Source organism: Streptomyces sp. NPDC093018, from assembly GCF_040684035.1.
In the GTDB taxonomy this organism is placed as follows: domain Bacteria; phylum Actinomycetota; class Actinomycetes; order Streptomycetales; family Streptomycetaceae; genus Streptomyces; species Streptomyces murinus.
Genome location: NZ_JBFBFF010000003.1, coordinates 655,629 through 673,590, shown reverse-complemented (window position 1 = coordinate 673,590; position 17,962 = coordinate 655,629). Strand labels below are relative to the sequence as shown.

Genomic DNA, 17,962 nt, shown 5'->3' with positions numbered 1-17,962 from the left:
CCACGCCATGCCCAAGAACATCCTCAGTCGTGCTCGAAATCGTGCCCTGACCAAGCAGCACAAGTTCGCCGTCGCCGGTGTCGCCGCTCTCGGCACCGCCGCCATCGCCCTGTCGGCCGTCCCCGGTAACGCGGACACCGTCACCACCGGCTCCCCGGCCACCGCCGCGCAGGTCGCGAAGGTCGCCACCCAGGAGGCCGCGCTGCCGAACGTCAAGGGCTCGGTCACCGACCCCGCCGCCGCGCAGGCCGTCAAGCTCGACGCCATCGCCGCGCAGCAGAAGGCCGCCGCCGCCAAGCAGCGCACCGAAGCCGCCGCGAAGAAGGCCGCCGTCGACGCCGCCGCCAAGAAGGCCGCGCAGGAGCGTGCCGCCAAGCAGAGCGCCAACCGTTCCGCACAGCGCCCGCAGATGCAGGACGTCGCCGCGAAGACCTACGCGAACAACCTCGACGGCTGGATCCGCCAGTCCCTGGACATCATGCACTCCAAGGGCATCCCGGGCAGCTACAACGGTCTGTACCGCAACATCATGCGGGAGTCCTCGGGCAACCCGATGGCCATCAACAACTGGGACATCAACGCGATCAACGGCATCCCGTCCAAGGGCCTGCTCCAGGTGATCCAGCCCACCTTCAACACGTACCACGTGCCCGGTACCTCGTGGAACATCTACGACCCGGTCGCCAACATCACCGCCGCCTGCAACTACGCTGCCCACCGCTACGGCTCGATGGACAACGTCAACAGCGCGTACTGAGGTCGGCGCGGACCTCTGACGAACGCCGAAGGGCGGCACCCCATGACGGGGTGCCGCCCTTTGTGACGTACCGGGACGTGATGCAGCGGGACGCTACTTGCGCATGACCTCCGGCTCGTGGCGGCGCAGGAAGCGGGCCACGAAGAAGCCGCAGATCGCGCCGAGCGCGAGCAGCGCGATCATGTCCAGGCCCCAGGCCCCGGCCGTGTGGTTCCACAGCGGGTCGGTGCTGCCCGGGTCGTCGCCGTTGGGGGCGATGTTGTTCAGGTCCAGCGTGGTGCCGGCCGCGGCCACCGCCCAGCGCGAGGGCATCAGGTACGAGAACTCGTTGACGCCGAGCGTGCCGTGCAGGGTGAACAGGCAGCCGGTGAAGACGACCTGGATGATCGCGAACATCACCAGCAGCGGCATGGTCTTCTCGGCGGTCTTCACCAGCGAGGAGATCACCAGGCCGACCATCATCGAGGTGAAGCCCAGCGCCATGATCGGCAGGCACAGCTCCAACAGAGTCGAGCTGCCGAGGATGACGCCCTGGTCCGGGATCGTGCGGGGCGAGAAGCCGATCAGGCCGACCATCAGACCCTGGAGCACGGTGACGGCGCCGAGCACGACCACCTTGGACATCAGGTAGGCCGACCGGGACAGACCGGTCGCCCGCTCCCGCTCGTAGATCACCCGTTCCTTGATCAGCTCACGCACGGAGTTCGCGGCGCCCGCGAAACACGCGCCCACCGAGAGGATCAGCAGCACGGTGGTGGCGGTGCCGTTGGGCACGTGCAGACCGGTGCGCGGATCGACCGCCGGGTTCACCAGCAGGCCCCGGTCGTGGTTCATCAGCAGGCTGACCGAGCCGAGGACCGCGGGCAGGATCACCGTCAGCGCGAGGAAGCCCTTGTCGGAGACGATGACCGACACATAGCGCCGGATCAGGGTCAGCAGCTGGGAGCCCCACGCCTGTGGCTTGGGCGGCTTGATCGCCGCCGGGGGCGGCATGTACGCCGCCTGCTGCGGGGCGACGGCGTCGAAGTCCGCGGCGTACATCTGGTAGTGCTGCGAGCCCTTCCAGCGGCCCGCCCAGTCGTAGTCGCGGTAGTTCTCGAAGGCGGAGAAGACATCGGCCCAGCTGTCGTAGCCGAAGAAGTTCAGCGCCTCCTCCGGCGGGCCGAAGTAGGCCACCGCGCCGCCCGGCGCCATCACCAGCAGCTTGTCGCACAGGGCCAGCTCGGCCACCGAGTGGGTGACGACGAGCACGGTACGGCCGTCGTCGGCGAGGCCGCGCAGCAGCTGCATGACATCGCGGTCCATGCCCGGGTCGAGGCCGGAGGTCGGCTCGTCCAGGAAGATCAACGACGGCTTGGTCAGCAGCTCCAGGGCCACCGAGACGCGCTTGCGCTGACCGCCGGACAGGGACGTGACCTTCTTGTCCTTGTGGATGTCCAGCTTCAGCTCGCGCAGCACCTCCTCGATGCGGGCGTCGCGCTCCTGGGCGGTGGTGTCCGCGGGGAAGCGCAGCTTGGCCGCGTACTTCAGGGCCTTCTTGACGGTGAGTTCCTTGTGCAGGATGTCGTCCTGCGGGACCAGACCGATGCGCTGGCGCAGCTCCGCGAACTGCTTGTACAGGTTGCGGTTGTCGTACAGCACCTCGCCCTGGTTGGCGGGCCGGTAGCCGGTCAGCGCCTTCAGCAGCGTGGACTTGCCGGAGCCGGACGGGCCGATGACCGCGATCAGTGACTTCTCCGGGACGCCGAAGGAGACGTCCTTGAGGATCTGCTTGCCGCCGTCGACCGTGACGGTCAGATGGCGCGCGGAGAAGGAGACCTCACCGGTGTCGACGAACTCTTCAAGCCGGTCGCCGACGATACGGAAGGTGGAGTGGCCGACGCCGACGATGTCGGCCGGGCCGAGCTGCACCGAGCCGCCCTTGGGCACCGGGTGGCCGTTGACGTACGTGCCGTTGTGCGAGCCGAGGTCGCGGATCTCGAAGCGGCCGTCGGGCGTCGAGTGGAACTCGGCGTGGTGACGGGAGACCTGGAGGTCGGAGACGACCAGCTCGTTCTCCAGGGCACGGCCGATGCGCATGACGCGGCCGAGGGAGAACTGGTGGAACGTGGTCGGGCTGCGGTCCCCGTGCGCGGGCGCCCCCGGCCCGGTCTGCTGCGGGAAGGCGGCGGGTCCCGCGTCCTTCTGCTGCGGGAAGCCGGCCTGCTGCGGGGCGTGCTGGGCCGACTGCGGCTGCGGCTGCGGCGCTTGCTGTGCCTGCGGCGGCTGCTGCCAGCCGGGTTGCTGGGCGGGTGCCTGCTGAGGGGCCGCCTGCTGGGCCCACCCCGCGGGGGCCGCGGCGTACGGCGCCTGCTGCGCCTGGCCGACGGCGGCACCGGCGAGATCCAGCCGCGGTCCGTCCGTCGCGTTGCCGAGGCGCAGCGCCGTCCCCGGGCCTATCTCCGTGCGCTGGACGCGCTGACCCTGGAGATAGGTGCCGTTGGTGCTGCCGTGGTCCTCGATGACCCAACTGCGGCCGTCGAAGCTGACCGTGGCGTGTCGCCAGGAGACCCTGGCGTCGTCGAACACGATGTCACCCTGCGGATCTCTGCCGAGGGTGTAAGGCCTGGACGGGTCGAGCGTCCAGGTACGTCCGTTTGTTTCCAGTACGAGTTCCGGCACTCCATGCCCCACTGAGTTGTCCCCCGAATTACCCCCATCGCAGGGAGTCTAGGGATGTCGAACATCGTGGGGAACTATTTCAGGCCCGCCCCCCTGACCAAAACCCGGGCCTTGCGCGAATCGCCGTACGGCGCTCCAGCGGGAGGACGGCAATTGGGGCGAGGGGGACGAGTGGGGGCGGCGAGCGCGACTCGGGGAGGGTACGGCGGTGGGAGGGGAGGAAGTTGGGGGGGGTGCGGGGCGGTGGAGGCGGCGCAGGTGCCCTGGGCGGAGGCAGTGGGGTACGGCGATCCGTGCACGGGAGAGCGGTGAGCGCGGAGCATGGCTTCTGGGCCGGGGCCCCGAGCCGGGGGGCGACTCCCGAGCCGGGGCACGGCTCCCGGGCCGCGGGGCTTCCGGGCTGCGGGGCTTCCGGGCTGCGGGGCGGGGGGAGCGGCTTTCGGGTCGGGGGGGTGGCGAATCGGGAGCGGGGGCAGCCTCTGGGCCGAGGGAAGGTCCCCGAGCCGGGGACGGCTTCCGGGCGCGGGGTGGATTCCGGCGCGGCCGACCCCGCCGCCGGGGTACCGGGCGCGCGCCCGGTACCGGGTGGATCAGGCCACCTCTGGCTCCTTCGGTCCCGGTCGGGACGACCCCGGTGGGAAGCTGTCGGCAAGATCCTTGATGCCGGGACGCCATCCATTGTTCCGTGTCCGTCAGGCGGACCTCGGCGGCGAGCGGCACCGGGTGCCGGATACGGTGGTGAGACCATGACTGCTGCGCAGACCCCCGAGGTCCCCACTCTCCTCGTCAAGATCTTCGGCAAGGACCGGCCCGGCATCACGGCCGGACTCTTCGACACCCTCGCCGCGTACTCCGTCGACGTGGTCGACATCGAGCAGGTCGTCACCCGGGGACGCCTGGTCCTGTGCGCGCTGGTGAGCCAGCCGCCGGCCGGCATCGAGGGTGATCTGCGGGCCACCGTGCACAGCTGGGCCGAGTCGATGAAGATGCAGGCGGAGATCATCTCTGGCCACGGCGACAACCGTCCGCGCGGCCTGGGACGCTCTTTGGTGACCGTCCTCGGCCATCCGCTCACCGCCGAGTCGACGGCCGCCATCGCCGCCCGGATCGCGAAGGCCGGCGGCAACATCGACCGTATCTTCCGGCTCGCCAAGTACCCCGTCACGGCGGTGGAGTTCGCGGTCTCCGGCGTGGAGACCGAGCCCCTGCGCACCGCGCTCGCCTCGGACGCCGGGGCGCTCGGCGTCGACATCGCGGTCGTCTCCGCGGGCCTGCACCGGCGCGCACAGCGTCTCGTGGTCATGGACGTGGACTCCACCCTCATCCAGGACGAGGTGATCGAGCTCTTCGCCGCCCACGCCGGCTGCGAGGACAAGGTCGCCGAGGTGACGGCCGCGGCGATGCGCGGCGAGCTGGACTTCGAGCAGTCGCTGCACGCCCGCGTCGCCCTGCTGGCTGGCCTCGACGCCTCCGTGGTCGAGAAGGTGCGCAACGAGATCCGGCTGACCCCCGGCGCCCGCACCCTGATCCGCACCCTGAAGCGGCTCGGCTACCAGGTCGGCGTGGTCTCCGGCGGCTTCACCCAGGTCACCGACGACCTCAAGGAACGCCTCGGCCTCGACTTCGCGCAGGCCAACACGCTGGAGATCATCGACGGCAAGCTGACCGGCCGGGTCACCGGCGAGATCGTGGACCGCGCGGGCAAGGCGCGGCTGCTGCGCCGGTTCGCGGCGGAGGCCGGTGTGCCGCTGGTGCAGACGGTGGCGATCGGCGACGGCGCCAACGACCTCGACATGCTGAACGCGGCCGGTCTCGGCGTCGCCTTCAACGCCAAGCCCGTGGTGCGCGAGGCCGCGCACACGGCCGTGAACTTCCCCTTCCTCGACACGGTGCTCTACCTCCTCGGCATCACCCGCGAAGAGGTCGAGGCGGCCGACACCCACGACGAGAGCTGAGACGCCCCGGCGGGGGCCACCGGGGTCACCGGGCAGGGGGTCACGAGCGCCCGCTGCCCGGTGATGGGCAGGCCCGGCGGCTCGGCGCGCGGTGCCGGGCCCTCGTCAGGTCGTCCGGGCCTGCGCCGGAGCGCCGGAGCGCCAGTGGGCGTGCCGACATCCGTGCCCGGGTCCGGGGCCGGCCCGGGGCACCTCACTCCGACGGCGCCCAGTAGTCCGTCAATGTGGCCACGCCCGGCTCCAGGCCCTTCCAGGAGCCCTCGAAGGAGAGCACGGCGAAGGCGGCGGCCGGGAAGCCGCGGCGGTTCATCCGGTCGCGGGCCTCCTCGTCGGCCGAGCCGGCGAGGATCTCGGCGAGGCCGTGGACCCCCGGATTGTGGCCGATCAGGATCAGGGTGCCCACGTCGTCCGGGACCTCGTTCAGCAGCGCGATCAGCTGGCCCGGGGAGGCCTCGTAGACCCGCTCCTCGTAGACGGTCTTCGGCCGGTGGTCCAGTTCGTGCACGGCGAGCTTCCAGGTCTCGCGGGTCCGGGTCGCGGTGGAACACAGGGCCAGGTCGAAGCCGAGGCCGGAGTCGGTCAGCCTGCGCCCGGCGACGGCCGCGTCCATCCGGCCCCGCTCGGCGAGCGGGCGCTCATGGTCGGACACCTCGGGCCAGTCGGCTTTCGCATGCCGGAAAAGGGCGATCCTGCGGGGTTCTGCGACGCTCATGCGTCCCAGCTTCGCATGAAACAGGCCATGGGGCGCAGGGAGTTGACATGCGGATTCACCATGCGGGCGGCACCCGGTCAGCGCGTGAGCAGCAGCTGCGCGCGCTCGACGAGGTGGGCTATCGCCGGGTCCGCGTTCGCCGCGTGTGCGTCCGAGGGGTTCAGTATCAGCAGGAACAGGACGGCGAAGGCGAGCACGGGCAGGGCGAGGGCCCACCAGGGCAGCCGCATGTCGACGCCGCCCGTGGTCGCCGGGTGGGTCCGGAAATGGGTGCGGGCGGGCATGGTCGCCTCCGTGGTCCTTGAGCGGTTCGTGCGACCGCCCCCTGCGGTCACCACTCGAAGGTACGGAATCCCGGGCCGCCAACCCATCAGGTTTTCCACCCAGTTACCCCTGAGCCTTACCCCCTAGGGGATAGGGGGGCCAGCACCACCATCCACCGGAAACACCTGGTGGGCGGGGTCTGGCCGGGCGGCGTCAGGGGCGCGCCACGGGAGGTGTCAGGGGGACGCGATGGTCGCGACGATGGCGATGATGACGAAGATCGCGAAGAAGGAGCCGAAGACGAGCAGCATCTTCTTCTGACCGTTTCGCGGATTCGGGTCGAGCACAGGCTGCATGCGCCCAGTCTCGCACCCCTCCCCCGGCGGTTGTGCGCGGGGGGTCAGCGCGCCGCGGCCTCTTCCTCCACCGTGCGGTCGCGGCCCGCGAGGACGCCCACCACCATCTGGGGCACCATGAGGCCCGCCATCAGGGCGATCGGCAGCCCCCAGCCGCCGCTGTGCTGGTAGAGCACGCCGACCAGCAGCGGGCCGGGGATGGAGATCAGATAGCCGGTGCTCTGCGCGAACGCGGACAGCTGGGCCACGCCGGGACCGCTGCGGGCGCGCATGCCGACCATGGTCAGCGCGAGCGGGAAGGCGCAGTTGGCGATGCCGAGCAGCAGCGCCCAGGCCCAGGCGCCGGCGGCCGGGGCGAGGTACAGACCGGCGTATCCGGCGAGCCCGCACACGCCCAGGACCAGCACGATCGGGCCCTGGTGGGGCAGCCGGGTGGCGATCCGCGGGATGACGAAGGCCAGCGGCACGCCCATCACCATCGTGACGGCGAGCAGCAGCCCCGCGGTGCCGGCGGAGACGCCCGCGTCCCGGAAGATCTGCGGCATCCAGCCCATGGTGATGTAGGCGGCGGTGGCCTGGAGGCCGAAGAAGACGGCGAGCGCCCAGGCGGTGCGGCTGCGGGTGATCCGCAGCGGCGGCTGCTCCCCGGCGGCCGCCGAAGCAGGTGCCGACGCCGACCGCGCGGCGGCCGCCGACTCCTTCCGGCCCTGCCGCACCAGCGGTATCCACGGCAGCACCGCCGCCGCCGCGAGCACCGCCCACACCGCGAGCCCCGGCTTCCAGTTCCCGCCCATGGCGTGGGTCAGCGGGACCGTCACCGCGGCCGGCAGGGAGGTGCCGAGCGCGAGGACCATCGAGTACAGGCCGGTCATGGAGCCGACCCGGTCGGGGAACCAGCGCTTGACGATGACCGGCATCAGCACGTTGCTGACGGCGATGCCCATCAGGGCGAGCGCGCTGGCGGCCAGGAATCCGGCGGTGCCGCCGGCGTACGGCCGTATCAGCAGGCCCGCGAAGATCGCGGCCATGCCGGCGCACACCACGGCGGCCGGTCCGAAGCGGCGGGCCAGGCGGGGCGCCATCACGCCGAAGACGGCGAAGCACAGCGGGGGCACGGAGGTGAGCAGTCCGGCGACGCTGCCGCTCATGCCGAGCCCGTCGCGGACCTCCTCCAGGAGGGCGCCGAGGCTGGTGATGGCCGGGCGGAGATTGACGGCGGACAGCACGATGCCGGCGACCACCAGACGGGTCGCCCACGTGTGCGCGGGGCCCTTCTCCAGGGTCGTCTCGGATGCGCCCATCGGGGCGGACATGTCGCGTTCGGTCGGTGACATCGCCGTACGAGTGTCCACTGCCCGGGTTTCCTCACTAGCCATGAGACCCATCATAGAATCATAGGATGATTGGTTGTCCATTCCAGGAACCACCGGAGTGTGCGTGCTCCGGTCCCTCGTGCGAAGGTGTGCCATGCCTCTGAGCCACCCGCGCCGTTCGGCCCTCTCCGAGCAGGTGATCGCCGAACTGCGCAACCAGATCGCCACCGGTGAGTGGCCGGTCGGCTCCCGTATCCCGACCGAGCCCGAGCTGGTCGAGCAGCTGGGAGTCGCCCGCAACACGATCCGCGAGGCCGTGCGCGCGCTCGCCCACAACGGACTGCTGGACATCCGGCAGGGCTCGGGCACCTATGTGGTGGCGACCAGCGAGCTGGCCGGTGTGATGCACCGCCGGTTCGCCGACGCGGACCCCCGGCACATCGCCGAGGTGCGCGCCACCCTGGAGTCGGCCGCGGCCAAGCTCGCCGCCGAGCGGCGCACCGAGAAGGACCTCAAGCAGCTGGACGCGCTGCTGCTGCGCCGCGAGGAGGCCTGGGAGAGCGGCGAGGCGGAGTCCTTCGTGACCGCGGACGCCACCTTCCATCTGGCCGTGGTGGGCGCCTCCCACAACGAGGTCATGGCGGCGATGTACGCCGACCTGGGCGAGCTGCTGCGGGACGCGCTGCGCGCGGACGTCGGCGCCGAGCTGACGCCGGGGGCGCACATGGACCACACCCGTCTGGTGGACGCGATCCGCACGGGCGACACCGAGGCGGCGGCCAGGGAGGCGGCGAGCTACCCCTTCCAGTGCCGCCCGGGGCGGCCCGGCACCGGCATCGGCTGACGGCCCGGTTCAGCGCACCTTCTGGTGGCTGATCCACGCCGAGCCGACCTCCTTCCAGCAGCGCCCGGTGAGCCGTACCGTCAGGGCGGGCCCGGCGTCCACCGGCGCGCTGTCGGTGTCGATGTCCCACCAGCGGGCGCATTCGATGTGCAGGCGTACCCGGTCGGTGTCGACATAGGGGTTGTGGCAGTAGGCGACCACATGGGAGCCGTTCACCGCGGTCCGGCAGGCGGCCCCGAACAGGCTCGGTGCGGGCGGACCCGCGCTCGCGTGCGCGTGGGGCGTCGCGTCGTACGGCAGGGCGAGCGCGAGGGCGGCGGCCAGGGTCAGCGGGGCCAGGCAGCGGGACAGGCGCACAAGGGGGACCTCCTCGGCCGGGCTGCGGAGGGATGCGCCGGATGAACGCGCGCGTCTTCAGGGTGCGCCGCGCGCGGGGTGGGCCGCCCGACCGGTGAGCCGAACGGGTGAGAACGCCGACGCCGGGCTGCACCGGTGGACACCCGAGGACGCCGGGCGCCACGGGACGGCTCCGGTACGGCGAAGGCCCGCCCCCTGTGCGGGGTGCGGGCCTTCGCCGTACTGCCGTACTGCCGTACTGCCGTACTGCCGTACTGCCGTACTGCCGTACTGCGGGTTTACGCCGGGCGTGAGCGCTCAGGCGCCGATGGCGTGCAGACCGCCGTCCACGTGGATGATCTCGCCGGTGGTCTTCGGGAACCAGTCGCTGAGCAGGGCGACGATGCCCTTGCCGGCCGGCTCCGGGTCCTTCAGGTCCCACTCCAGCGGGGAGCGGCTGTCCCACACGGCGGCCAGGTCGCCGAAGCCCGGGATGGACTTGGCGGCCATGGAGCCGATCGGGCCCGCGGAGATGAGGTTGCAGCGGATGTTCTGCTTGCCCAGGTCGCGCGCCATGTAGCGGTTGGTGGCCTCCAGGGCGGCCTTGGCCGGGCCCATCCAGTCGTACTGCGGCCAGGCGTACTGGGCGTCGAAGGTGAGGCCGACGACCGAGCCGCCGTTCTGCATCAGCGGCAGGCAGGCCATGGTGAGCGACTTCAGGGAGAACGCCGAGACGTGCATGGCGGTGGCCACGGACTCGAACGGCGTGTTCAGGAAGTTGCCGCCGAGCGCGTCCTGCGGCGCGAAACCGATGGAGTGCACGACGCCGTCCAGGCCGCCCAGCTCCTCGCCGACGAGGTCGGCCAGGCGCGCGAGGTGCTCCTCGTTGGTCACGTCCAGCTCGATGACCTTGGTCGGCTTCGGCAGCTTCTTGGCGATGCGCTCGGTCAGCGTGGGCCGCGGGAAGGCGGTCAGGATGATCTCGGCGCCCTGCTCCTGGGCCTGCTTCGCGGCGTGGAAGGCGATGGAGGACTCCATCAGCACACCGGTGATCAGGATGCGCTTGCCCTCGAGAATTCCACTCATGGTGATCAGTGACCCATTCCCAGTCCGCCGTCAACGGGGATGACGGCTCCAGTGATGTACGAGGCGTCGTCCGACGCGAGGAACCGGACCGCCGCGGCGATCTCCTCCGGCCGCGCGTAACGGCCGAGCGGCACCTGCGACACGATGCCCTGGCGCTGCTCGTCGCTGAGCACCTTGGTCATGTCGGTGTCGACGAAACCGGGCGCGACGACGTTGAAGGTGATGTTGCGCGAGCCCAGCTCACGGGCGAGCGAGCGCGCGAAGCCCACCAGGGCGGCCTTGGAGGCGGCGTAGTTCGCCTGCCCCGCCGAGCCGAGCAGGCCGACCACGGAGGAGATCAGGACGACGCGGCCCTTCTTGGCGCGCAGCATGCCGCGGTTGGCACGCTTGACGACGCGGAAGGTACCGGTGAGGTTGGTGTCGATGACCGAGGTGAAGTCCTCCTCGGACATGCGCATCAGGAGCTGGTCCTTGGTGATGCCGGCGTTGGCCACCAGCACCTCGACGGGACCGTGCTGGTCCTCGATCTCCTTGTAGGCCTGCTCCACCTGCTCGGGGTCGGTGATGTCGCACTTGACGGCCAGGAAGCCCGCCGGCGGCTCACCCGAGCGGTACGTGATCGCGACCTTGTCGCCGGCGTCGGCGAAAACGCGGGCGATGGCGAGGCCGATGCCCCGGTTTCCTCCGGTGACGAGAACCGAGCGGCTCAACGGATCACCCTTTCGATAGCGGTCTGCTAGAGGTCCGACAACCCGCCCGAACACCTGGATGACAGGCGGCTTCATCGAAAACCTATCGGTACGGCCGCGTCCGTGGGCATTCGGGCACCGACAGTGGCGCGGGACCGTCACTGTCGGGTCCCTACATAATCGCGGGGTCGGGGTCCGAAAGGGGTGTGGTCCGTGGGGCCGCTCGCGCGCCATGATCGGAGCCCACAGGCCACGACAGCAGGGAGACCTCCGTGCCCCATTCCATCGACGAAGCCTTCACCGCGCTTCCGCTCAGGTCCCTCGCCGACGCCGCGCTCGCCCGCGCGCGCTCGCTCGGGGCCGAGCACGCGGACTTCCGCTTCGAGCGGGTGCGCAGCGCGGCCCTGCGGCTGCGCGACGCCCGGCCCTCGGGGTCCTCGGACACCACCGACCTCGGGTACGCGGTCCGGGTCGTGCACGGCGGTACGTGGGGCTTCGCCTCCGGGGTCGATCTGACCCTGGACGCGGCGGCCCGGGTCGCCTCGCAGGCGGTCGCCATGGCCAAGCTGTCCGCGCAGGTGATCAAGGCGGCCGGTTCCGATGAGCGGGTGGAGCTGGCGGACGAGCCGGTGCATGCCGACCGGACGTGGGTCTCGTCGTACGACATCGATCCGTTCAGCGTGCCGGGCGAGGAGAAGGCGGCGCTGCTCGCGGACCGGAGCGCGCGGCTGCTGGCGGCGGACGGGGTGAGCCATGTGGACGCCTCGCTGCTCACCGTGCACGAGAACAAGTTCTACGCCGATACGGCCGGGACCGTCACGACCCAGCAGCGGGTGCGGCTGCATCCGGAGCTGACGGCGGTGTCGGTGGACGAGTCCAGCGGGGAGTTCGACTCCATGCGGACGCTGGCGCCGCCGGCCGGGCGCGGCTGGGAGTACCTGACCGGGACCGGCTGGGACTGGGACGGCGAACTGGCGCGGATCCCCGAGCTGCTGGCCGAGAAGATGCGGGCGCCGAGCGTGGAGCCGGGCCTGTACGACCTGGTGGTCGACCCCTCCAACCTGTGGCTGACGATCCACGAGTCCATCGGGCACGCCACCGAGCTGGACCGCGCGCTCGGCTACGAGGCCGCGTACGCCGGTACCTCCTTCGCCACCTTCGACCAGCTGGGCAAGCTCAGGTATGGCTCCGAGCTGATGAACGTCACCGGCGACCGCACCGCCGAGCACGGCCTGGCCACCATCGGGTACGACGACGAGGGTGTCGAGGCGCAGTCCTGGGACCTGGTGAAGGACGGCACGCTGGTCGGCTACCAGCTGGACCGCAGGATCGCCCGGCTGACTGGCTTCGAGCGGTCCAACGGGTGCGCGTACGCCGACTCCCCCGCGCATGTGCCGGTGCAGCGCATGGCCAATGTGTCGCTGCGCCCGGACCCCGCGGGGCTGTCCACCGAGGATCTGATCGGGGGCGTGGAACGGGGCATCTACGTGGTCGGGGACCGCTCCTGGTCGATCGACATGCAGCGCTACAACTTCCAGTTCACCGGGCAGCGCTTCTTCCGGATCGAGAACGGGCGGCTCGCCGGGCAGCTCAAGGACGTCGCCTACCAGGCCACCACGACCGACTTCTGGGGTTCGATGGCGGCGGTCGGCGGCCCGGGGACGTACGTCCTGGGCGGCGCCTTCAACTGCGGCAAGGCCCAGCCGGGGCAGGTGGCCGCGGTGTCCCACGGGTGCCCCTCCGCGCTGTTCCGCGGGGTGAACATCCTGAACACGGCGAGCGAGTCCGGCCGCGACTGAGAGGGGCGGCTCCGTCTCCCGGCCCGTGAGGGACGGCCCTCCGGCCGGGGTCCGGTCCCCGGCGGGCCGTGCTCAGCGCGGTCCGACGCCCTCGGCGCGCAGCTCGTCCAGGGTGCGGTCGAGATTGCCGCGGGTCGCCTCGACGGCGGCGTCCGGGTCCCCGGCGGCGATCGCCTCGACCAGCGCGTGGTGGGCGCGGCCGATCGCGTGCCGTTCCTCCGCGCCGTGCAGGTCGGTGTCGGCCAGCAGTTGCCCGGCCGCCTCGCGCAGGGCGTCGACGAAGGAGTCGAACAGCCGGACGAGCACCGGATTGCGCGCGGCCAGCACCACCCGGCGGTGCAGGTCCAGGTCCGCCTCGATGAGCGCGGCCGGGTCGGCCGCCGCGTCGCGGGCGGCCAGGGCGGCCCGCAACGCGGTCACGTCCTCCGGGGTGCGCCGCCGTGCGGCGAGTCGGCCCGCCTCCACCTCCAGTGCGGCGCGGACCTCGTACACGTCGAAGACCTCCGCGCGGCGCAGTTCGCGGTCGAACTGCGAGACGGGGGTGGCGGCGACGACGTAGGTGCCCGAGCCGTGCCGGGCGGCCAGCTGGCCGTCGGCGATCAGCGCCCGGACCGCCTCGCGCGAGGTGGTCCGGCCGACGCCGAGCAGCCGGCTCAGCTCCACCTCGCCCGGGAGCTTGGCCCCGACCGGCCACTCGCCCGTACCGATCAGTCGGCGGAGCTCGGCGACGGCCTCCTCGACCAACGAGCTGCGGCGTACCGGTCGGACAGTCATGGGACGACCCTACCGTTCACGGGACCGTGTCCCGGAGCCCCGCCCGGCCGGGAACGGCGGGCGGGGCCCGGGGCCGTGCGGCCACCGGCACCGTGTGCGGCCGGGGGCCGAGCCACTCAACCCACCGGGTCGCCGGCCGACTCGGACACCGGCTCGGCCGCCGTCGCCGCCGCCACCGGGGTCAGCGTCGGCAGAACGCGGTCGCGCAGGCGGAGTGCGCAGCCGAGCGCGACCAGCAGTACGCCGAGCACCAGCGCGAGCACGGCACGCAGCCCGTGGGCGTCGGCCAGCCGGCCGAGCGCCGGTGCGGCCAGGGCACCCACGGACATGGCGAGCCCGAGGGTCAGCCCGCCTGCGGTGCCGGGGCGGGTGGGCAGATAGTCCTGGGCCAGCGTCACCTGGGAGGCGAACGGCAGGAACATGGTCAGCCCGAACAGCGCCGCGGCGACGACGGCCACGGCCGCGGACGGGGCGAACGCCAGCGCGGCCAGGGCGGGGACGGCCAGCAGATAGCCGGCGCGGATCGGCGTCGTCCGTCCGTACCGGTCGCCCAGCCAGCCGCCGAGCAGGGTGCCCGCCGCCCCGGCCAGGGTGAGCAGGGTGAGCGCCGTGGCACCGACGGCCGTCGAGGCGTTCAGATCGCGGTGGAGGTGCAGGGCGAGCATGGAGGTGACCGTCACGTACGGCACCGACCAGGCGACGGTGGCCGCGGCCAGGCGCCGGAACGCCCGCCAGTCGTCCCGGTGCCCGCTCGCCACCGCGCCCCGCCCGGCCGACGGGACCGCCAGGGTGTGCCCCCGGCGCCGCAGCCAGGGTCCTTGCACGGCCCAGAGCGCGGCGGCCACCAGGGCGGGTACGGCCAGCAGCCAGCTGCCCGCCAGGCCGAACGAGCCGACCACGAGGGTGACCAGCGCCGGTGCCAGTGAGGCGCCCAGCGTGCCGCCGACCGAGAACAGGCTCATCGCGCGCTGGGACTGGCCGCCCGCGGCCCGGGCCTGGTTGGTGGCGGGCGGGTGGTAGGCGGCGATGCCGATCCCGGCCAGGGCGACGCAGAGCCAGGTGACCGCGTAACTGCCGGCCAGCCCCGCGCAGGCGAGCCCGGCCGCGGCGGTGACGAAGCCGCCCGGGATGAGCCAGCCGCGGTGGCGGCGGTCCACCAGCAGGCCGAAGAGCGGCTGGGCGAGGCTGGACAGGCCGCCGGCCGCGAGCGCGATGCCCGAGACGGCGGTGTAGCTGTAGTGCCGTTCGGCGGTCAGGAAGGGCAGCAGCGCCGGGACCGCGCCCTGGTACAGGTCGTTGACGACATGGGTGCCGGTCAGGAAGACCAGCTGGCCGCGCTTCATCGCGCCGTCCGCTCGGGCCGCGCCGCCACCGGCCGGACGGCGTGCCGGGGCCAGGGGTCGGCCTGTTCCAGCTGGGCGGCGAGGGAGAGCAGGACGCCCTCCTCGTGGAGCCGGCCGGTCAGCATCACGCCGATCGGCAGTCCGTCCGGCGTCCGGTGCAGCGGCAGGCTGATCGACGGCTGTCCGGTGAGGTTCGCCAGGGGTGTGCGCGGGGTGTGGGCGAGCATCCGCAGGAAGGTGCGCTCCGGGTCGTCGGGGTCGGTCAAGCAGCCCACCGGCAGCGGCGGTTGGTCCGTGGTGGGGCTCAGTACGGCGTCGAAGTCCGCGTAGCGGTGGCAGAGGGCGCGGGCGGTGGCCGACAGCGAGGCCATCGCCGTGTACAGCCGTACCGCGTCGTGCGCGCGGCCCCGGTCGCGCAGCCAGCGGGTGAGGGGCAGCAGCAGGTCCTCCCGCGCGGGGGGCACCGGCACCGCGGCCGCCAGCACGCTCCACAGCACGGAGAAGTCCGGCTGGTACTCGGCGGGGTCGTACGGCGGGGCGTCCGTGACGTGGTGGCCGAGTCCGGCGAGCAGCTCGGCGGTACGGCGGCAGGCCAGTGCCGCCTCGGGGTGCTGGCCCTCGGTCCGGGGCAGCACCCCGATCCGCAGGGGTCCGGGCGCCCGCCCGGCGCAGGCCCGGAAGTACCCGGCGGGCGGGGCCGGCAGCGTGGCGGCGTCGCCCGGGGTGCTGAATGCCATCACGTCCAGCAGCAGGGCGGTGTCCGCCACCGTTCTGGCCAGTGGTCCGGCGGTGGCGAGCCCCAGCGCGTCCGTCGCGGGGGCGGGCGAGACCCGTCCCCGGCTCGGCTTGAGACCGACCACCCCGCAGGCCGCGGCCGGGATCCGGACCGAGCCGCCGCCGTCGCTGCCCAGGGCGCCGGCGGCCAGTCCCGCGGCCACCGAGGCGGCCGCTCCGCCGCTGGAGCCACCGGCGCCGCGGGTGAGGTCGTACGGGCTGCGGGCGGTGGCGAACACCGTCTCGGTGTAGGAGGAGCAGCCGAACTCGGCTGCGGTGGTGGTCCCCAGCAGCACGGCGCCGGCCTCCCGCAGGGCGCCCACGACGGCCGCGTCCGCCGGGGCCGTCCGGTCGTCGAAGGCCGCCGAGCCCGCCGTGAACGGCAGTCCGGCGACCGGCCAGGTGTCCTTCACCGACAGCGGCACCCCGAGCAGCGGCGGCAGTCCCTCGCCGTCGTCGCGGGCGGCGGCCAGCCGGGCCTCGACGGCGGCGGCGGCCCGCCGGGCGCCGGGCGGGTCGACGGTGCGATAGGCGCCCAGCGCGCCGTTCGACTCCTCGATGCGGCGCAGGTGGTGGTCGACCAGCTCGGTCGGCGACACGGTACGGCCGCGGATCGCCGCGGCCTGTTCGGTGAGCGTCAGGTCATGGAGGTCTGTCATGGTCATCCTTAAGTCCTCAGGTTCTCAGGTCCTCTGAGGACTTTGACTGTAAGGGCCCACCTGATCAGAAAGCAAGGCAAGCCTTACCGGGCCCCGCCGATGGCCGGAGCACCGGGCTCGGCACGCATAACGGCCCTCGCCGCCGCGGTCGATGGATACTCTCTGCACGGATCCACCGCCCCACGGTTGCCCCTTCGCCCTGTGCCGGGGCGCCCCGTCTTGAACACCACGCAGGAGGCCGGTCGATGAGCGCCCGTAGCAACAAGCCGCACGAGATCGTCGAACAGGCCCTCGCGCTGTCCCGGGCGGACGGATGCCTCGTCATCGCCGACGAGACGTCCACCGCCAATCTGCGCTGGGCGGGCAACGCGCTCACCACGAACGGGGTGACCCGGGGCCGGAGTCTCACGGTGATCGCGACCGTGGACGGGCAGCGGGGCACGGCCTCCGGTGTCGTCTCCCGGTCGGCGGTGACGGCCGACGAGCTGGAGCCGCTGGTGCGGGCCGCCGAGACCGCCGCGCGCGGGGCGGGCCCCGCCGAGGACGCGCGGCCGCTGGTCACGGACGTGGCCGCGGCCCCCGACTTCACGGACGCGCCCGCCGAGACCTCCTCCGCGGTGTTCGCCGACTTCGCCCCGGCGCTCGGCGACGCCTTCGCCCGCGCCCGGGCCGGCGGCCGGGAGCTGTACGGCTTCGCCAGCCACGAGATGGTCTCGACCTACCTGGGCACCTCCACCGGGCTGCGGCTGCGGCACGACCAGCCGACCGGCACCCTGGAGCTGAACGCCAAGTCGCCGGACCGCACCCGCTCCGCGTGGGCCGGGCGCTCCACCCGGGATTTCAAGGACGTCGACCCGGCCGCCCTGGACGCCGAGCTGGCCGTGCGCCTGGGCTGGGCGAAGCGGCGCGTGGAGCTGCCCGCGGGCCGCTACGAGACGCTGCTGCCGCCGACCGCGGTGGCGGACCTGCTCATCTACCAGCTGTGGTCGGCCTCGGGCCGGGACGCGGCGGAGGGCCGTACGGTCTTCTCCCGGCCGGGCGGCGGCACCCGGATCGGCGAGCGGCTCTCCGAGCTGCCGCTGACCCTGCGCAGCGACCCGGACGAGCCCGGCCTGGAGTGCGCGCCCTTCGTGATCGCGCACTCCTCGAACGGCGACCGGTCGGTGTTCGACAACGGTCTCGCGGCGCCGGCCACCGACTGGATCGAGCGGGGCACCCTGCGGAACCTGACGACGACCCGGCACAGCGCCGCCCTGACCGGGCTGCCGGTCACCCCGGCCGCGGACAATCTGATCCTGGACGGCGGCAACCGCTCCCTGGACGAGATGGTCGCGGACACCGAGCACGGGCTGCTGCTGACCTGCCTGTGGTACATCCGCGAGGTCGACCCGGCGACGCTGCTGCTCACCGGCCTGACCCGGGACGGCGTCTATCTGGTGGAGGGCGGCGAGGTGACCGGGCAGGTGAACAACTTCCGGTTCAACGAGTCGCCGGTGGACCTGCTGCGGCGCACGATCGAGGCGGGCCGCACGGAGCAGACGCTGCCGCGCGAATGGGGCGACTGGTTCACCAGGGCCGCGATGCCGCCGCTGCGGGTCCCCGATTTCAACATGAGTTCTGTCAGCCAGGGCGTATAACCT

Annotated in this window: 16 protein-coding genes; 5 read left to right on the top strand and 11 right to left on the bottom strand. The window is 72.4% G+C overall.

Translation table 11 applies throughout. The features are described 5' to 3' along the window. The first annotated feature begins 7 nt into the window (after nt 1-7). Complete coding sequence (locus tag AB0N90_RS10420; protein ID WP_365194691.1) at nt 8-757, top strand: transglycosylase SLT domain-containing protein; 750 nt, start codon at nt 8-10, stop codon at nt 755-757. Between the two features lie 93 nt (nt 758-850). Here AB0N90_RS10420 and AB0N90_RS10415 read toward each other — a convergent pair whose 3' ends face one another. Continuing rightward, nucleotides 851-3,418, bottom strand: coding sequence for an FHA domain-containing protein (locus AB0N90_RS10415; protein ID WP_365194764.1), 2,568 nt, complete (start codon nt 3,416-3,418; stop codon nt 851-853). Between the two features lie 746 nt (nt 3,419-4,164). Between AB0N90_RS10415 and serB the strand changes: the two genes are divergently transcribed. Continuing rightward, entirely contained in the window at nt 4,165-5,373 is a 1,209-nt protein-coding gene (gene serB / locus AB0N90_RS10410; RefSeq protein ID WP_182775335.1) for a phosphoserine phosphatase SerB, read from the top strand. Between the two features lie 193 nt (nt 5,374-5,566). Here serB and AB0N90_RS10405 read toward each other — a convergent pair whose 3' ends face one another. The 4 genes from AB0N90_RS10405 to AB0N90_RS10390 form a co-directional block, all read right to left on the bottom strand. Beyond that, nucleotides 5,567-6,085 (bottom strand): histidine phosphatase family protein, encoded by a 519-nt coding sequence (locus tag AB0N90_RS10405; protein WP_361670424.1) that lies wholly within the window; start codon nt 6,083-6,085, stop codon nt 5,567-5,569. Nucleotides 6,086-6,162: 77 nt separating this feature from the next. Then, complete coding sequence (locus AB0N90_RS10400; protein WP_365194688.1) at nt 6,163-6,369, bottom strand: hypothetical protein; 207 nt, start codon at nt 6,367-6,369, stop codon at nt 6,163-6,165. A 216-nt stretch (nt 6,370-6,585) separates the two neighbouring features. Continuing rightward, on the bottom strand, nt 6,586-6,705 hold the full coding sequence (locus tag AB0N90_RS10395; RefSeq protein ID WP_086806966.1) for an SGM_5486 family transporter-associated protein: 120 nt from the start codon (nt 6,703-6,705) through the stop codon (nt 6,586-6,588). 44 nt (nt 6,706-6,749) lie between these two features. Beyond that, nucleotides 6,750-8,081: a CynX/NimT family MFS transporter gene (locus AB0N90_RS10390; protein ID WP_365194687.1), complete on the bottom strand. Its 1,332-nt coding sequence runs from the start codon at nt 8,079-8,081 to the stop codon at nt 6,750-6,752. Between the two features lie 91 nt (nt 8,082-8,172). Here AB0N90_RS10390 and AB0N90_RS10385 point away from each other — a divergent pair, with 91 nt between their 5' ends. Beyond that, complete coding sequence (locus AB0N90_RS10385; RefSeq protein WP_365194685.1) at nt 8,173-8,862, top strand: FadR/GntR family transcriptional regulator; 690 nt, start codon at nt 8,173-8,175, stop codon at nt 8,860-8,862. A gap of 9 nt (nt 8,863-8,871) precedes the next feature. Here AB0N90_RS10385 and AB0N90_RS10380 read toward each other — a convergent pair whose 3' ends face one another. The 3 genes from AB0N90_RS10380 to fabG all read right to left on the bottom strand — a co-directional run bounded on the left by AB0N90_RS10380 (nt 8,872) and on the right by fabG (nt 10,994). Next, the gene (locus AB0N90_RS10380) at nt 8,872-9,219 is read right to left on the bottom strand and encodes a hypothetical protein (protein ID WP_365194682.1); all 348 of its coding nucleotides are present in this window, start codon (nt 9,217-9,219) and stop codon (nt 8,872-8,874) included. Between the two features lie 297 nt (nt 9,220-9,516). After that, complete coding sequence (gene fabI / locus AB0N90_RS10375) at nt 9,517-10,284, bottom strand: enoyl-ACP reductase FabI (protein ID WP_037656619.1); 768 nt, start codon at nt 10,282-10,284, stop codon at nt 9,517-9,519. 5 nt (nt 10,285-10,289) lie between these two features. Beyond that, nucleotides 10,290-10,994, bottom strand: a complete 705-nt coding sequence (fabG, locus tag AB0N90_RS10370; protein WP_037656620.1) for a 3-oxoacyl-[acyl-carrier-protein] reductase — start codon at nt 10,992-10,994, stop codon at nt 10,290-10,292. A 251-nt stretch (nt 10,995-11,245) separates the two neighbouring features. Between fabG and AB0N90_RS10365 the strand changes: the two genes are divergently transcribed. Then, a complete protein-coding gene (locus AB0N90_RS10365) occupies nt 11,246-12,772 on the top strand; it encodes a TldD/PmbA family protein (RefSeq protein ID WP_365194679.1) in 1,527 nt (508 codons plus the stop codon). A gap of 72 nt (nt 12,773-12,844) precedes the next feature. Here the strand turns inward: AB0N90_RS10365 and AB0N90_RS10360 are convergent, their stop codons facing one another. From AB0N90_RS10360 to AB0N90_RS10350, 3 genes are all read right to left on the bottom strand, one after another. Continuing rightward, complete coding sequence (locus tag AB0N90_RS10360; RefSeq protein WP_361670439.1) at nt 12,845-13,546, bottom strand: FCD domain-containing protein; 702 nt, start codon at nt 13,544-13,546, stop codon at nt 12,845-12,847. Nucleotides 13,547-13,662: 116 nt separating this feature from the next. Further along, complete coding sequence (locus tag AB0N90_RS10355; RefSeq protein WP_365194677.1) at nt 13,663-14,889, bottom strand: MFS transporter; 1,227 nt, start codon at nt 14,887-14,889, stop codon at nt 13,663-13,665. Continuing rightward, nucleotides 14,886-16,328 (bottom strand): amidase, encoded by a 1,443-nt coding sequence (locus tag AB0N90_RS10350; protein ID WP_365194674.1) that lies wholly within the window; start codon nt 16,326-16,328, stop codon nt 14,886-14,888. Before AB0N90_RS10350 ends, AB0N90_RS10355 begins: the two co-directional genes overlap by 4 nt. Nucleotides 16,329-16,567: 239 nt before the next feature. On the opposite strand from AB0N90_RS10350, the gene AB0N90_RS10345 reads away from it, so the two are divergent. Further along, nucleotides 16,568-17,959: a metallopeptidase TldD-related protein gene (locus AB0N90_RS10345; RefSeq protein ID WP_365194673.1), complete on the top strand. Its 1,392-nt coding sequence runs from the start codon at nt 16,568-16,570 to the stop codon at nt 17,957-17,959. Nucleotides 17,960-17,962 lie beyond the last annotated feature (3 nt).

Excerpts from the sequence above, each read along its gene's own strand:
- fabI (WP_037656619.1), bottom strand. The coding sequence starts at position 10,284 with ATGAGTGGAATTCTCGAGGGCAAGCGCATCCTGATCACCGGTGTGCTG.
- AB0N90_RS10400 (WP_365194688.1), bottom strand. The coding sequence starts at position 6,369 with ATGCCCGCCCGCACCCATTTCCGGACCCACCCGGCGACCACGGGCGGC.
- AB0N90_RS10405 (WP_361670424.1), bottom strand. The coding sequence starts at position 6,085 with ATGAGCGTCGCAGAACCCCGCAGGATCGCCCTTTTCCGGCATGCGAAA.
- AB0N90_RS10350 (WP_365194674.1), bottom strand. The coding sequence starts at position 16,328 with ATGACCATGACAGACCTCCATGACCTGACGCTCACCGAACAGGCCGCG.
- AB0N90_RS10385 (WP_365194685.1), top strand. The coding sequence starts at position 8,173 with ATGCCTCTGAGCCACCCGCGCCGTTCGGCCCTCTCCGAGCAGGTGATC.
- AB0N90_RS10420 (WP_365194691.1), top strand. The coding sequence starts at position 8 with ATGCCCAAGAACATCCTCAGTCGTGCTCGAAATCGTGCCCTGACCAAG.
- AB0N90_RS10395 (WP_086806966.1), bottom strand. The coding sequence starts at position 6,705 with ATGCAGCCTGTGCTCGACCCGAATCCGCGAAACGGTCAGAAGAAGATG.
- AB0N90_RS10390 (WP_365194687.1), bottom strand. The coding sequence starts at position 8,081 with ATGGCTAGTGAGGAAACCCGGGCAGTGGACACTCGTACGGCGATGTCA.
- AB0N90_RS10355 (WP_365194677.1), bottom strand. The coding sequence starts at position 14,889 with ATGAAGCGCGGCCAGCTGGTCTTCCTGACCGGCACCCATGTCGTCAAC.
- AB0N90_RS10345 (WP_365194673.1), top strand. The coding sequence starts at position 16,568 with ATGAGCGCCCGTAGCAACAAGCCGCACGAGATCGTCGAACAGGCCCTC.
- serB (WP_182775335.1), top strand. The coding sequence starts at position 4,165 with ATGACTGCTGCGCAGACCCCCGAGGTCCCCACTCTCCTCGTCAAGATC.
- AB0N90_RS10360 (WP_361670439.1), bottom strand. The coding sequence starts at position 13,546 with ATGACTGTCCGACCGGTACGCCGCAGCTCGTTGGTCGAGGAGGCCGTC.